This is a genomic window from Bradyrhizobium sp. JR4.1, assembly GCF_040548605.1.
GTDB classification, from domain to species: Bacteria; Pseudomonadota; Alphaproteobacteria; order Rhizobiales; family Xanthobacteraceae; genus Bradyrhizobium; species Bradyrhizobium canariense.
Genome location: NZ_JBEPRY010000005.1, coordinates 205,308 through 219,570, shown reverse-complemented (window position 1 = coordinate 219,570; position 14,263 = coordinate 205,308). Strand labels below are relative to the sequence as shown.

Below are 14,263 nucleotides of genomic sequence, written 5' to 3'. Positions count from 1 at the left end.
GGACGGCAATGATGCTGCCGGATTTCACCGGCGGCATTATCTCGGAAATCAAGTCTGAGCAGCGAGGTCGCGCAGCATGTATGTTGCGCTGTCGCTGTAGGTCGCGAGCTTTGCCCGCAGCTTCGCATCAGTCGTGACGGACCGAAAGCCGAGACGCTCCCACAGCGGCCGCGTGGCGTAGACCGACACCAATGCGAGCGTCGCAATCGCTGACGCGCGCGCGAGCTGTTCGATTGCCAGCACATAATCGCGCACGACACCGCCGCGAAAATCAGGCAGCACCGCGACGTCGTGCAAATAGAGGCAATCCGCATCGTCGGGCAATTGCTCGAGCAAGCCGTCGAGCGGGGGAATCCGGTGCTGCATCCAGGGATGCGCGAGACCGTAGCCGACGATCCCGTCGTCCGCGACGAGCACGCGGCAGCCGTCGGGATAGAGCCGCATTTTTTCCGCGAGCACCTCGGGGCGTTCAGGCAGATCAGGATGGATCCGCACTGCGATCGTGCTGATCGCCGGCAGATCGGAGGCGCGCCCGGGACGCCAATGCGGCTTGCTCATGTCGATCCGTCGTTCCGTCTCAATCATTTCCAGTTTATTCCGATGCGACGATGCGTGCAGCGAAAAATATCTTTGCCGCCATCTCAGGAATACGACGGCTCGCGCGGCGTCCTATCGATGCAAGCCCATTGCATGACAGGAGAGACCATGACCACAACCTCGATCCGCCTCGCGCTCACGCTCGCAATATCGCTGGCGCTGGTTCCCACTGCTTTCGCGGCACCGCCGGCCAAGACCGGCAAGACCGACAAAGGCAACGTGCTCACCGATGCCAAGGGCATGTCGCTCTATACTTTCGACAAGGATGCTGACGGCAAGTCGGCCTGCAATGGTCCGTGTGCGACCAACTGGCCGGTGCTGAAAGCCGAGGCCAGCGATGCCGCCGCCGACGGCTACACCGTCATCACGCGCGACGACGGCTCGAAGCAGTGGGCCTACAAGGGCAAGCCGCTCTACACCTTCGCCAAGGACACCAAGCCCGGCGACGTCACCGGCGACGGCTTTCTGAACGGCGCCTGGCATCTGGCGATGCCGTGAGCGGGGTGCACTGCTAGCGCAGTCCCTCATAGACCATCAGCCCGCGTGCGATCTGCAGCTTGCGGATCGCACGCGGCAGCAATTTTTCCGGCTGATGCAGATAGCGCCAGGAGGTGAGGGCGAAAGGGCCAAGGGCGCCGCATTCGTCGTCGAACGGCGCGAGCACGCCTGTCACGCTCACCGGTGTATGCGGGCGGGCGTTGAACGGCAGCAGCAGCAGCTCGAGATGCGCCTTGCTGCCGTCCTCGCGCGCGGCGGTGACGCCGGCGATTGCGCCGAGGCTCTCGTCGGCGACGATGGTCGTGATCTCCTCGATCTCGCGGCGGCTAGCCTCGTTGAACAGCGCCGCAAAACTCGAATCCTTGAGGTCGCGCCCTGCGAGCGCGCAAACGCGCGTGCCGGCGACGCGGAACGGGAAGCCGAGATGGGGCTCGCAGGACAGCACGAAGATGTCTCCGAGCAGGCCGCGCACGGCGGCCGGATCGATATCGGCCCGGTCTGGGGCCCGCGCAGTGCCGCGCTTTTCGTTCCAATATGCGAAGAATTCGCGGCTTGACGGATGTTTCATGACTGAACGCTTACCCCGGGGCGCAACCTCGCGGGACAAACCTGTCCCGCTTCAGTGCAGCCGCGATCCCTGTGTTGTTGTGCAGGAGGGGCTTTGCAGCGTCCATGCCGCAGCGGCGTTTTCGGCGTCCCTGGCGCTGCCTTTGCGTCGTTAACGTTAAGTTAACTATGCGCTTTCCGCGCGCCGCGCCGCTGCTATGGTGATCGCGGTCGCAAGCTTCGCCGCTTTTCTCCAGGTTCTCGGCGAGGCCTGTACACAGGCGTCAAACAGTTTGGTCACCGGCCGCGGGGAGGGGTGGGGATATTCCCGTCTCTCTGGGTACCGGAAGTCCGACACGGATAGGCAGGGCTTTCCCAGGGCCCTGCCTTTTCCTTTTGTGCACTTGCGCAGGGCGGGCAAAGGCGACTATCTCCAAGGCCTGTCGTCAAGCCTGTCGCTCCGATCGCGCCTGAAAGCGAAGCCGCCTTGGATTCCCCGCCAAATTCTCCGCCGCAAGATCCTCCGTCGCAAGATGCTTCGCTGGCAGTGCCGGCCGTCGTTGAGGAGGCTCCGCGCGAGCCGATCCTGACGCTGCCGTTCGCGCTGACGGCCTATATCCTCTTGCTCGCGGTGATCCATCTGCGGGTGCTGCTGCCGCCGGAGCTCGAGAACTGGACCATCGACGTCTTCGGTTTCATCCCCAAGCGTTACGATTCCTCGCTGCTGAATCTGGAGATCCCCGGCGGGGCCGGCGCCAAGGTCTGGACCTTCGTCACCTATTCGCTGCTCCACGCCAATCTCACCCATATCGGCTTCAACGTGTTGTGGCTGTTGCCGTTCGGCAGCGCGCTGGCGCGGCGCTTTGGCGCCATCAGGTTCTTCCTGTTCCTCGCGGTGACGGCGGCGGCCGGCGCACTCGCCCATCTCGTCACCCACGAGCACGCGGTGGCGCCGATGATCGGCGCCTCGGCCTCGGTGTCGGGCGCGATGGCGGCGGCGATCCGCTTCGCCTTCGTTCGCGGCAGCTTCCTGTCATTCAGCCGATCGGATGCCGATACCGCCGCAAGAGTTCCGGCGCTGCCGCTGTCGCGCGCGTTGCGCGACGGGCGGGTGCTCGGCTTCCTCGCGGTGTGGTTCGGCGTCAACATCGTCTTCGGCGTCGGCGCGATCGGCGTCGATAGCGAGACCACGAGCGTTGCCTGGCAGGCGCATATCGGCGGCTTCCTTGCCGGCCTATTGCTGTTCACGCTGTTCGATCCCGTGCCGCGCGTGCGAAGCGATGCTGCGGATGCGTCATCACGGGACATTTCGGGCCGTATTTGAACCGGCGCTTGCGGCGCCGCCCGAATTCATCCATCATTCCCGAGAAGAATGTTCCGAAGCGACAGGCCGCTAGCGGCGATCCTTCGCAAAGCGCCTGAGCGTGAAACCGGCGCTGAAACTGTTAGTTGAAGACTCGAAGAACAAGTCCGGACCGCGAACAGCGGACGGTTGCGATTCAGGGAGGCGACAATGACGGTACGTTCGATTCTCAACACCAAAGGCCACCAGATCATGAGCGTCGAGCCGGACGCGAAGCTGGCGGCCGCGGTCAAACTGCTCGGCGAGAAGAAGATCGGCGCGGTGCTGGTGATGAACCAGAGCCGGCTCGAAGGCATCCTGTCGGAGCGCGACATCGTGCGGGTGATCGGCGAGCGCGGCGCCGGCGCGCTCGATGAGCCGGTCGCTCAGGTCATGACCCGCAAGGTCGTCACCTGCAAGGAGACCGACACGGTCGCCGAACTCATGGAGATGATGACCACCGGAAAGTTCCGCCATCTGCCCGTGGTCGACAATGGCAAGGTGGTCGGCCTGATCTCGATCGGCGACATCGTCAAGCGTCGGGTGCAGGAATACGAGTCCGAGCAGGAAGCCCTGCGCGACTACATCAAGACCGCCTGATCAGTAAGACGGCCTGATCAGTCCTGCTGCTGGTCGGCTTTGGGCGCGGTGCCCTCGGGCGCCGGCGCCAGCTCGTGGATGGCCTCCTGGATGGACTCCAGCGCACGCTCGGCAGCGCGGGTGCCCAGGGCGATGAGATCCTCGGAGCGGTGGAAATCGAACCAGCCGAATTGGCCGATCCGCGGTGTGATCAGCATATCGGGCGGATCGCCGGCGAGGCGGGCGCGGGTGATGCGGTCCTGCATGATGTTGAAGGCGTCGACCATCACCGAGGAGAGGCCGGGCCGGGCGCTGCCGCCGCCGAAGAACTCGCGCTTCACCGTCTTCTCGGGCGAGAAGAATCTCGGGAAGCGCCGCTTTGACGGCGGCTCTTCGGCCGCGGGGATCACCGGTTCAGGCATCGCGCCGTGCGAATAGACCGTCGTCGAATAGGTGAAGATGTCGCTGGAAAGATTTGCGGCGATGACGATTTCCGCGCCGAGCGCGCGCGCGGCCGAGACCGGCACCGGGTTCACCAATGCGCCGTCGACCAGCCAGCGATCGCCGATCAGGACCGGAGAGAAGATGCCCGGCAGCGCGTAGGAGGCGCGCATCGCGTCGACCACGCGGCCGCGCGTCAGCCAGATCTCGTGGCCGGTACGGACCTCGGTCGCGACGGCGGCGAACTTGACCGGGAGATCCTCGATCTGGCTCTGGCCGCAGGCGGCCTCGAGCCGGGTCGCCAGCTTCTCGCCGCCGATCAGGCCGGAGCCGTTGAGGCGGATGTCGAGGTAGCCGAGGATGTTGCGCATCCCTTGCAGGCTGCGGCCCCATTCTTCCAGCGTATCGAGCCGGCCGGCCGCATAGAGGCCGCCGACCACCGCGCCGATCGAGGTGCCGACCACGACGTCGGGCACGATTCCGTTGGCGAGCAGGGTCCGGATAATGCCGATATGAGCGAAGCCGCGCGCCGCGCCGCCGCCAAGCGCAAGGCCGATGACCGGCCGGCGGATGCTGCCCAGGCCGACTTTCTCGGTGACCTTATCGCTGTTCGAACCCCGACCCTTCAATATGTCCAGCACCGAAACTCTCCTACGCCGGGACCCGCCATCAGACTAGGCACCGTACTCGCGCTCCGCCAGAACCGGGCCGAAGCATGGTTTATGCCGGTTTGGGAAGCGCGCGGGGCAGGAGTATGGCGAGGCGCGGCTGCCTCTCGGGTAATCACGCAGGCGTCAACCGGGTTCCAAAACCTGTCGGGCCGTATTTCTCAGGGGGACAGAGGCTTGAATTTGCCGCGTTTTCGGTGAAAAGCAGGTGGCATGACTCTCGGGGGTGACGGCATCATCGGATGGCGGCGCAGCGCATCGCTGCTGCCGGCCTTGGTCCTTGCTGCCTGCCTCTATACCCTTGGCCAAAATGCTGCGCAGGCGCAGCTTTTCTCCGATCGTCCGCCGCCGGTACCGCCGGCTTCAGTGCCCGATCCCGGCGGTGCCGTCAGCCTGGCGCCGCCCTCCGGCCCGGGTGCCGGACCACCGAGCCTGCCGCCGACCCTGTTGCAGCCGACCACGCCCAGCATGCCGCCGCCCGCGGTCACGACCGTGCCGTCCGCCCCGCCGCTCAACGCGGCCGTGCCCGGACAGGGCGTGCTGTCGCTGACGGCCAAATACGGCAAGGACACCCCGCCGATCACCAGCGGCCTGGTCTGGCGCGTGTTTGCCGATCGTCCCGACGAAAACGGCACCTTCAAGCTGATCCGCGAGGACCGCAATGCCACGCCGAACATCGTGCTGCCGCCCGGCAATTACGTCGTGCACGTCGCCTTTGGCCTGGTCAGCGCGGTGCGCACCGTCAGCCTGAAGGCCGAAACCGACCGGGAATCCTTCGTGCTGCCCGCCGGCGGCTTGCGCATCGAGGGCCGCGTCGGCACCAGCCGCATTCCGCAGAACCAGATCTCGTTCGCGATCTACAAGGGCAGCCAGTTCGAATCCGGCGAGCGCGCCTCCCTGGTGCCGAACGTCGCCGCAGGTGACGTCGTGCTCCTGCCGGAGGGCACCTACTACATCATCTCGAATTACGGCGACGCCAATTCGGTGGTGCGCTCGGACATCCGCGTCCAGGCCAGCAAGCTCACCGACGTCACCATCACCCATCGCGCCGCTGTCATCACGCTCAAGCTCGTCAGCGACAGGGGCGGCGAGGCGCTCGCCAACACTGCCTGGTCGGTGCTGACCCCGGGCGGCGACGTCATCAAGGAATCGATCGGCGCCTTTCCGCGCGTCGTGCTCTCCGAAGGCGAATACCGCGCTATCGCCAAGAACGAGGGCAAGGTCTACGAGCGCGGCTTCAACGTCGTCAACGGCGTCGACGGCGAAGTGGAAGTCGTCGCGCGGTAGTGTTTGAGCGGTGATGCCGCATGCGGCCCGACGCTGATCTTCGTGTCTGGTGAACACTTCTCATTCAGCGCACGGATCCCCCATATCGTATTACCGCCAGTCCCGTGTGCGAAAGCAGATGCTCTTCGCTGCTCGGTTTGGTGTTGCGATTTGCTTGGTGTTTCGATTTGAACAGCTCTGGCAGCGCTACCAAGCAGGACCGATCGACACCGGCATCGGCGGCTTATTCCGGCGGCGCCGCGACTTCCTCACAGCTGGTGCAAGATACCTATTTCCGATAATCAATTTTATTCGCTTTCCATCCTGCCGCGTTATATGTCGGGCATCACTCCAACGGGGGAGGCCGGAGCAGGCTCGTGCATCTGCGAGACCGGCAAGGAGCAGGGGACCAAGCTCGTCGGCATGTTCGAAGTGATCCTCACCAGGCGTAAGCGGTTCGGCTGGCGGTGGCAGGTGTGCGACCAATCCGGCAAGAAATTTGCCGATGGCTTCGAGCGCACCCGGCCGTCCGCAAAATATCATGGCGAGCGCGCATTGTTCTTCCTGTTGTCGCAGGCCCATCTGCGCAATCGCTTGGCGACGTCCAGCGAGGACTAGTCGCGACTCGCGTGCAGTCCGGTAGGTCTCGTAGCCCGGGTGAGCGAAGCGATACCCGGGACAGCTCGTGGTAGAATCCCGGATGTCGCTTCGCTCATCCGGGCTACAAGATATCGCGTTGCCCGTCGGGCAAAACACCCAAGCTGCCGGTCAACCCGCGTGGCTCAAAATATTCCACTTTACCGAATTTCGGAATTGCGTATATTTCGCCTCACTCCGGCCCAAGGAAGAGGGGCGTATCGCGATCGTCACGAACGCGGGCCGGACGGCGGTGGACGTTAGTCACATCGGCGCGAACGGCTTCGCAGGGCGGGCAACCGTGAGCGAAAGTGTCGCGCACACGACCGGTGTGATCGGCGTACGGCGAAATCGTGTGGTCCTGGCGCCCGGGGTCTGTGCGTCAAGCGTTGCGGTGATGTGGGTTGCCCGACCGGGCACACGCATCAGCCATCCGCAAGGCGACGGGGGCAATAGTGCATCGCTCCCCGGGGAGAGCACGACATAAGCCGTAAAGCCACTGCGCAGGGAAGGCCGGATGTTGGGCTTCACCTGTATGCCGCTGTGCAATCTCGTTACGACAATCTCGCACAGTGGACCGCGGGTGCCAGCCGGCACCCGGTCTTCCCTGCGCCCTCTTTCATTTGAGGGTGAGGCATCGAAGCAAAGCTCGGGCGAATGCGCCGCGAGGATGCGAAGGTGTGTCTGCGATCCGCAACGCGAATGGAAGCGCGACACTGCCGCCCAGAGACTCCGTCATTGCGAGCGCAGCGAAGCAATCCAGTCTGCCGCCGCGGAGAGATTCTGGATTGCGTCGCTGCGCTCGCAATGACGATGCTGATGCAGCGGTGCGCCAAAGCTTCGGTCTCACGCGCCTCCTACGCAACGCCTTCGCACAACCGTCATAGTCTCTAACGCCCACTAACCAACGCCCGACTTTAAACTGTCATAATCGCCGAACAGAACCCGCACTCGCGCGGTCTTTACACGCCGTTAAGCGCGGCTGCATTGGATGCAGCGGAAAGTGCGTTGGGGACTGCCATGAGTGCCGTGAAGAAAGTGTCGGGAAAACCGGCCGCCGAAATGTTCGACGACATCCCGGTGCTTCAGCGCAAATGGCGTGCCGCGTTGAAGCCGGGCGAACGGCTGCCGCGCTACGAGGACGTGATGCTCGGCAGCCTGGGACGGCTCGCCGACCACATCGCGCTGCTCAAGGGCGACGGCGCGCTCGAACTGTCGCGCAGCGGACGCTACGTGCAGAAATGGCTCGGCGAAGAGCGCTGGGACATCCCGGTCGCCGCGCTCTCGCCCGATTGCGCTACCGCGCTGTCGGAAGCCGCGGCGAGCGCGCTCGCCAACGGGCGGCCACACCTGGCCAGCGCCCATTGCGTGCGCGACGGCATGGTCAGGACGTTTGATGTGCTGGCGCTTCCGACCGCATCGCGCTGGGGCGCGACGCTGGTCGGCGCCTACATCAACGAACGCGGCGCGCAATACAATCTCCTGGACGCGATCTTCGCTTCGACCGACGACGCGGTGGTCTCGCTGGCGACGCTGCGCGACGCGGGTGGCAAGCCGTTCGATCTCCAGATCGTGCACCACAACAAGAGTGCGGCGCTGCTGCTGAAGGCCGAAGGGGCGAGCCTGCTGTGGCGCCGGATCGGCGAGGGCGACACGCTGCTGGCCTCGGTTGAAGTCATGGAATTCTTGCTCAAGGCCGTCTCCGGCGGTCGCGGCGAGCAGCTCGAGATCGAGAGCGACGGACGCCATCTCCGGCTGAGCGCCACCGCGTTTGCCGACGTGGTCTCGCTGACGATCTCGGATGTCACTGTGTTGAAGCGGCGCGACGCCTCTTTCCGCCTGCTGTTCGACAACAACCCGATGCCGATGTGGGTGTTCGACGCCGCGAGCAGGCAGTTTCTCAGCGTCAACGACGCCGCGGTCCAGCATTACGGCTACAGCCGCGCCACCTTCCTGCGCATGAAATTGCACGAAATCTGGCCGCAGGACGAATGGGGCAGCCACGCCGAGGCGCTCGAACGCGTCGGCGACGCCTATCACTCCTCGCGCAACTGGCGGCATCTGCGCGCCGACGGCAGCGAGATCGAGGTGTTGACCTTCGGCCGCCGCGTCGCCTTCGACGATCGCGACGGATATCTGGTCGCGGTGGTCGACATCACCGAACGGCGCAAGGCCGAGGCGCGGATCGCCCACATGGCGCACCATGACGGGCTCACCGATCTGCCGAACCGCGAATATTTCCAGGAGCGCTTGAAGCAGGCGCTCGACCAGGCCAGCGGAAAGCGGGTCGGCGTGCTCTACCTCGATCTCGACCTGTTCAAGAACGTCAACGATTCCTTCGGCCATCCGGTGGGCGACCGTCTGTTGAAGGAGGTTGCCGCCCGTCTGAGCACCGCGGTCCGCGGCGCCAATCTCGCGGCCCGGCTCGGCGGTGACGAGTTCGCGGTGATCCTGGCGGCCGACGTCACGCCCAACGAGGCCAGCGCCTGCGCGGGCTTGCTGATCGACCTGCTGAAGGCGCCCTACGAGATCGACGGTCAGGAGATGGTGATCGGCGCCAGCATCGGCATCGCGCTGTCGCCGGGCGATGGCGTGACGTCGGAGGAGTTGATGCGCAACGCCGATATGGCGCTGTACCGGGCGAAATCCGACGGCGGCGGCGTGCATCATTTCTTCGAGCGCGAGATGGATCTGCAGGCGCAGAAGCGCCGTGACATGGAGCTCGATCTGCGCCGCGCGTTTGCCAATGGCGAGTTCGAGCTGCACTACCAGCCGCTGGTCTCGATCGCCTCCGACCGCATCTCCGGCTTCGAGTCGCTGCTGCGCTGGCATCACCCCGACAAGGGCATGATCTCGCCGGCGGAGTTCATTCCGGTCGCCGAGGACATCGGCCTGATCACCCAGCTCGGTGAGTGGGTGCTGCGCGTAGCTTGCTCCGAGGCGGTGAAATGGCCCGTCGACGTCAAGGTCGCGGTTAATCTGTCGCCGGCGCAGTTCCGAAGCCGCAATCTGGTTCAGGTCGTGATCTCGGCACTGGCGCAGTCCGGTCTGTCGCCGAAGCGGCTCGAGCTCGAGATCACCGAGTCGATCTTCCTGGCCGAGACCGATGCCAATCTCGCCATCCTGCACCAGTTGCGCGAGCTCGGCGTCAGCATCTCCATGGATGATTTCGGCACCGGCTATTCCAGCCTCAGCTATCTCCGCAGCTTCCCCTTCGACAAGATCAAGATCGACCGCTCCTTCGTCAAGGATCTGGCAGGGCGGCCCGATTGCGTCGCGATCGTTCGCGCGATCTCGGGGCTTGGCCGCAGCCTCAACATCACCACGACCGCGGAAGGCGTCGAGACCGAGGATCAGCTCGATTGGTTGCGCGCCGAAGGCTGCAACGAAGTGCAGGGCTTCTTGTTCAGCGCGGCGCGGCCCGCCGCCGAGATCGCAAAGCTGCTCGCCGATTTCGGCCAGCGTGCTTCACGGGCGGCGTAACTCGGACGGATAACAATCATAGACCAGCGCTTTGAAGGCGGGCGTGATGCGGCTGCGCTCGTTCTGGGTCTGCTGCATCAGCAGGTAGACCATGTCGAGCTTGGGATCGACGCCGAAATAGGTGCCGCTGCCACTGTCCCATTTCAACTCGCCGAGCGAGCCCGGCGGCGGCGGTCTGGCGTTGCCGGGATCAGTCCGCACCGCGAGGCCATAGCCATAGCCAAAGCCGTCGCCCGGAAAATAGAAATAGTCGCGTCCGACGCCCGAGCCCGGCCCGACGTGATCGGTCGTCATGGCCTTGAAGGCGGCAGGGCTCAGATAGCGCTTGCCGTCGAACTCGCCGCCATTGAGCAGCATCTGCGCGAAGCGCTGATAGTCGGTGATGGTCGAGAGCAGCCCGCCGCCGCCGGACTGCCATTCGGGATGCTCGAGGCGCTCGCGCTCGGCGGCGAGCAGGATGTTGTCGTTCGGCAGCGGCCGCGCCATCCGCGCGAGCTCGTCCTCGGTCGCCAGCGCGAACTTGGTGCTGCTCATGCCGAGCGGATCGAAGATGCGCTGCTTGAGGAATGCGTACAGCGTCTGGCCCGAGATGATCTCGATGACGCTGCCGAGCACGTCGGTGGAATGACCGTAGCGCCACAGGGTCCCCGGCTGCCGCGCCAGCGGCAGCTTCGCGATGCGTTGGGCGAATTCCCTGTTGTCGAATTGACCTTCGAAGATATTGGCGGCCTTGTAGGCCTGCTCGACCCATTTGCCCCCGATGTAGTCGTAGCTGATGCCGGAGGTGTGCCGCAGCAGATCCTCGATGTTGACGGGACGGATCGGCGCCACGAGATCCAGATGCAACGTGCCGTCGGGATTGGTGACCTCCAGGCCCACCTTGGTGTCGGCGAAGAGGGGAACGTATTTCGACACCGGGTCGGTGAGCGCGAGCTTACCCTCGTCGATCAGCATCATCGCGCCAAGGCACGTGACCGGCTTGGTCATCGAGTGGATGGCGAAGATCGTATCGGGCGTCATCGCGAGGCCCGTCCTGGTGTCGCGCACGCCGAAAGTCTTCAGATAGACCGGCTTGCCGTGCTGCTGGACCAGGACCACGGCGCCCGGCAGCCGGCCGCTCGTCACCTCGTTGTCAAAGTACGCGGTGATGCGGTCGAGCCCCTCGGACGACGGAGCGGGGATGTCGGCGGCGCGGGCCCGCGCCATCGTGCCGGCCAGCAGCGCGGCTCCGACCAGAAATTCACGACGCTTCATCCGGGCTTCCTCCCTTGCCGGGATCAAAGCCGCAAGACGTCGAAGGCGTCAACACGCCTTCGACTAAAATCGCGTCACGATTTCGGAAAGGACCGGTCGCGGACGGTCCTCGCTCGGCCTGGTCGGCTTGCCGATATGGACGAAGCCGGCGAGTTTCTCGTCCGGCTTGAGGCCGAGGCCATCCAGCACGTCGCGATCGAACGCGAACCAGCCGGTCAGCCAGCAGGCGCCGTAGCCGAGCGCGGTCGCGGCCGTGACGATGTTCATGACGCTGGCGCCGGCCGACAATTCCTGCTCGAAGGCCGGCACCTTCGGATGCGGCTTGGTGAAGCTGACGATGCCGATCACCAGCGGCGCATCCGTGAGGCGCTTGCGCTCGGTCTCGACATCGGCCGCCGCCGCGCCGGGATTCTTCCGGGCAAACACCTTCGCGATCACCTCGCCGGCGCGCTGGCGCGCATCGCCCTCGAAGATGATGAAGCGCCAGGGCGCGAGCTTGCCATGGTCGGGCACGCGCGCGCCGATGGTGAGGATGGTCTCGAGCTCGGCCGGGGAGGGGCCGGGTCCGGACATCTCGCGCGGCTTGACCGAGCGGCGGGTCTTCAGGAGTTCGATGGCATCGGGCACTGCGGTTTCCTCTTCGGCTGGTCGTCGGGCGTGCAGTCCCCACATAGGAATGCACGCCCGCAACCGAAAGCGAGTTTAGACCGATTTCAGATGTCAGGCCGCGCCACGCGCCCGCTTCACATCCGGCGGGGTCGCCTCGTCGACGAGGGCGGCGATGGCCTCCGCCGTCGTCGTCACCGTCTGGCCGTCGCTGCCGAGGCGGCGGATCGAGACCGACTGCGTCTCGGCCTCTTTCTTGCCGACCACGAGCAGTGCCGGAATCTTGGCCAGCGAATGCTCGCGGACCTTGTAGTTGATCTTTTCGTTGCGCAGGTCGATCTCGGCCCGAAGTCCCGCACGCCGGACTTGCTCCAACACCTGCTTGGCGTACTCGTCGGCTTCCGACGTGATGGTGGTGACCACCACCTGCACCGGCGACAGCCAGAGCGGGAAGTTGCCGGCATAGTGCTCGATCAGGATGCCGATGAAGCGCTCCATCGAACCGCAGATCGCGCGGTGCACCATCACCGGCGGCTTCTTGCCGCTGTCGTGGTCGATGTAGAACGCGCCGAACCGTTCCGGCAGGTTGAAGTCGACTTGCGTGGTGCCGCACTGCCAGTCGCGGCCGATGGCGTCGCGCAGCACATATTCGAACTTCGGCCCATAGAAGGCGCCTTCGCCCGGATTGATCTCGGTCTTGATGTGATTGTTCTGCGACTGGATCTCGCGCAGCACCGTCGCCATGACGCGCTCGGCGTGATCCCACATCGCGTCGGTGCCGACGCGTTTCTCCGGCCGGGTCGACAGCTTGACCGTGAGATCGCCGGTGAAGCCGAAGTCCGCGTAGGTCGACAGGATCAGCTCGTTGATCTTCAGGCACTCGTCGGCGAGCTGATCCTCCATGCAGAAGATGTGCGCGTCGTCCTGGGTGAAACCGCGCACGCGCATCAATCCGTGCATCGCGCCGGACGGTTCGTAGCGGTGCACCACGCCGAACTCGGCGAGCCGCAGCGGCAGGTCGCGGTAGCTCTTCAGGCCATGCTTGAAGATCTGCACGTGGCCGGGGCAGTTCATCGGCTTCAGCGCGAACCAGCGCTTGTCCTCGGCCTCCTCGCCGGCCGACTGCGCCGCGAACATGTTTTCGCGGTACCAGCCCCAATGGCCGGAGGTCTCCCACAACGACTTGTCGAGGATCTGCGGGGCGTTGACCTCGCTGTAGTCGCCGGCGAGGCGTCGCCGCATATAGGCGATCAGCTGCTGGAAGATGGTCCAGCCCTTGGCGTGCCAGAACACGACGCCCGGGCCTTCCTCCTGGAAGTGGAAGAGGTCGAGCTCGCGTCCGAGCTTACGATGGTCGCGCTTCTCCGCTTCCTCGATCTGCTTCAGATAAGCGTCGAGGTCCTCCTGCTTGGCGAATGCCGTGCCGTAGATGCGGGTCAGCATCGGGTTGTTGCTGTCGCCGCGCCAATAGGCGCCGGCCACCTTCATCAGCTTGAAGGCGTTGCCGACCTTGCCGGTCGAGGTCATGTGCGGGCCGCGGCAGAGATCGAACCAGTCGCCCTGGTAATAGATTTTGATCGGCTCGTTGCCGGGAATGGCGTCGACCAGCTCGACCTTGAACGCCTCGCCCTTGTCGCGGAACACCTGTTTGGTCTTTTCGCGATCCCAAACCTCCTTCGTAAAAGGCTTGTCGCGCGCGATGAGCTCGCGCATCTTTTTCTCGATCGCGGCAAAGTCTTCCGGCGTGAACGGCTCGTTGCGGAAGAAATCGTAATAAAAGCCGTTCTCGATCACGGGGCCGATGGTGACCTGCGTGCCCGGCCACAGCGTCTGCACGGCTTCGGCAAGCACGTGGGCGCAGTCATGGCGGATCAGCTCGAGCGCGCGCGGATCGTCGCGGTTGATCAGCTCGATCCTGGCATCGGCTTCGATGGGATCGTCGAGGTCGGAGATCACGCCGTCGAGCGCCATCGCGACCGTGCGCTTGGCCAGCGACGGCGAAATGCCCTTGGCAAGTTCAAGGCCGGTGATGCTCTTGGCGTATTCGCGCCGGGCGCCGTCGGGGAAGGTGAGGGTGATTTTTTCCGGCGGGGTCACGGGTCTCAAATTGCTGAGGCTGTACTGAAAGCCGGATTCGGATTTGGGCTGCTCGGACTTGGATTGGTCCTTGGATTGGTCCGTGGGCTGGTCGGTCATGGCATGTCTCCTGAGGCTCACTCCTGCGAACGAGCGCAGGTAAGCGGGAACGAGCGATATATCAGGCGATTCGGCCTGCGCAATCCGGCATTTCCAAGAAAACGGCGCGCAAAAGCGGGGGCGCTGCACGAACTATTCCGGGCAATGCCCT

12 protein-coding genes are annotated in these 14,263 nt (G+C 64.6%); 6 read left to right on the top strand and 6 right to left on the bottom strand.

Annotated features, from left to right (window positions below):
• Positions 1 to 48 precede the first annotated feature (48 nt).
• Entirely contained in the window at positions 49 to 558 is a 510-nt protein-coding gene (locus tag ABIB90_RS14625; RefSeq protein ID WP_007602586.1) for a GNAT family N-acetyltransferase, read from the bottom strand.
• A 147-nt stretch (positions 559 to 705) separates the two neighbouring features.
• On the opposite strand from ABIB90_RS14625, the gene ABIB90_RS14620 reads away from it, so the two are divergent.
• Positions 706 to 1,095: a COG4315 family predicted lipoprotein gene (locus tag ABIB90_RS14620; protein ID WP_354158918.1), complete on the top strand. Its 390-nt coding sequence runs from the start codon at positions 706 to 708 to the stop codon at positions 1,093 to 1,095.
• Positions 1,096 to 1,108: 13 nt separating this feature from the next.
• Here ABIB90_RS14620 and ABIB90_RS14615 read toward each other — a convergent pair whose 3' ends face one another.
• Positions 1,109 to 1,663 carry a PAS domain-containing protein gene (locus ABIB90_RS14615; protein WP_354128737.1) on the bottom strand — a complete coding sequence of 185 codons (555 nt, stop codon included), beginning with the start codon at positions 1,661 to 1,663 and terminating at the stop codon, positions 1,109 to 1,111.
• A 465-nt stretch (positions 1,664 to 2,128) separates the two neighbouring features.
• Between ABIB90_RS14615 and ABIB90_RS14610 the strand changes: the two genes are divergently transcribed.
• On the top strand, positions 2,129 to 2,965 hold the full coding sequence (locus ABIB90_RS14610) for a rhomboid family intramembrane serine protease (RefSeq protein WP_502916932.1): 837 nt from the start codon (positions 2,129 to 2,131) through the stop codon (positions 2,963 to 2,965).
• A gap of 189 nt (positions 2,966 to 3,154) precedes the next feature.
• Positions 3,155 to 3,583, top strand: a complete 429-nt coding sequence (locus tag ABIB90_RS14605) for a CBS domain-containing protein (protein WP_007602592.1) — start codon at positions 3,155 to 3,157, stop codon at positions 3,581 to 3,583.
• Between the two features lie 17 nt (positions 3,584 to 3,600).
• Here the strand turns inward: ABIB90_RS14605 and ABIB90_RS14600 are convergent, their stop codons facing one another.
• Complete coding sequence (locus tag ABIB90_RS14600; protein ID WP_354158912.1) at positions 3,601 to 4,644, bottom strand: patatin-like phospholipase family protein; 1,044 nt, start codon at positions 4,642 to 4,644, stop codon at positions 3,601 to 3,603.
• A gap of 240 nt (positions 4,645 to 4,884) precedes the next feature.
• Between ABIB90_RS14600 and ABIB90_RS14595 the strand changes: the two genes are divergently transcribed.
• The 3 genes from ABIB90_RS14595 (at position 4,885) to ABIB90_RS14585 (ending at position 10,056) form a co-directional block, all read left to right on the top strand.
• A complete protein-coding gene (locus ABIB90_RS14595; RefSeq protein ID WP_007602595.1) occupies positions 4,885 to 5,958 on the top strand; it encodes an RgsD C-terminal domain-containing protein in 1,074 nt (357 codons plus the stop codon).
• Between the two features lie 315 nt (positions 5,959 to 6,273).
• Positions 6,274 to 6,555 (top strand): hypothetical protein, encoded by a 282-nt coding sequence (locus ABIB90_RS14590; RefSeq protein ID WP_354158909.1) that lies wholly within the window; start codon positions 6,274 to 6,276, stop codon positions 6,553 to 6,555.
• A 1,038-nt stretch (positions 6,556 to 7,593) separates the two neighbouring features.
• Positions 7,594 to 10,056, top strand: coding sequence for a putative bifunctional diguanylate cyclase/phosphodiesterase (locus ABIB90_RS14585; RefSeq protein WP_354158907.1), 2,463 nt, complete (start codon positions 7,594 to 7,596; stop codon positions 10,054 to 10,056).
• Here the strand turns inward: ABIB90_RS14585 and ABIB90_RS14580 are convergent.
• The 3 genes from ABIB90_RS14580 to thrS all read right to left on the bottom strand — a co-directional run bounded on the left by ABIB90_RS14580 (position 10,042) and on the right by thrS (position 14,112).
• On the bottom strand, positions 10,042 to 11,310 hold the full coding sequence (locus ABIB90_RS14580) for a serine hydrolase domain-containing protein (RefSeq protein ID WP_354200959.1): 1,269 nt from the start codon (positions 11,308 to 11,310) through the stop codon (positions 10,042 to 10,044). The genes ABIB90_RS14585 and ABIB90_RS14580 overlap by 15 nt on opposite strands.
• A gap of 63 nt (positions 11,311 to 11,373) precedes the next feature.
• Positions 11,374 to 11,937 carry a nitroreductase family protein gene (locus tag ABIB90_RS14575; protein ID WP_007602608.1) on the bottom strand — a complete coding sequence of 188 codons (564 nt, stop codon included), beginning with the start codon at positions 11,935 to 11,937 and terminating at the stop codon, positions 11,374 to 11,376.
• 93 nt (positions 11,938 to 12,030) lie between these two features.
• On the bottom strand, positions 12,031 to 14,112 hold the full coding sequence (gene thrS, locus ABIB90_RS14570) for a threonine--tRNA ligase (protein ID WP_354200958.1): 2,082 nt from the start codon (positions 14,110 to 14,112) through the stop codon (positions 12,031 to 12,033).
• Between the last annotated feature and the right edge of the window lie 151 nt (positions 14,113 to 14,263).

Bases quoted from the DNA above. Each gene is read 5' to 3' on its own strand.
- ABIB90_RS14590 (WP_354158909.1), top strand. From the start codon at position 6,274: ATGTCGGGCATCACTCCAACGGGGGAGGCCGGAGCAGGCTCGTGCATC.
- ABIB90_RS14625 (WP_007602586.1), bottom strand. From the start codon at position 558: ATGAGCAAGCCGCATTGGCGTCCCGGGCGCGCCTCCGATCTGCCGGCG.
- ABIB90_RS14595 (WP_007602595.1), top strand. From the start codon at position 4,885: ATGACTCTCGGGGGTGACGGCATCATCGGATGGCGGCGCAGCGCATCG.
- ABIB90_RS14580 (WP_354200959.1), bottom strand. From the start codon at position 11,310: ATGAAGCGTCGTGAATTTCTGGTCGGAGCCGCGCTGCTGGCCGGCACG.
- ABIB90_RS14585 (WP_354158907.1), top strand. From the start codon at position 7,594: ATGAGTGCCGTGAAGAAAGTGTCGGGAAAACCGGCCGCCGAAATGTTC.
- ABIB90_RS14620 (WP_354158918.1), top strand. From the start codon at position 706: ATGACCACAACCTCGATCCGCCTCGCGCTCACGCTCGCAATATCGCTG.
- ABIB90_RS14605 (WP_007602592.1), top strand. From the start codon at position 3,155: ATGACGGTACGTTCGATTCTCAACACCAAAGGCCACCAGATCATGAGC.
- thrS (WP_354200958.1), bottom strand. From the start codon at position 14,112: ATGACCGACCAGCCCACGGACCAATCCAAGGACCAATCCAAGTCCGAG.
- ABIB90_RS14615 (WP_354128737.1), bottom strand. From the start codon at position 1,663: ATGAAACATCCGTCAAGCCGCGAATTCTTCGCATATTGGAACGAAAAG.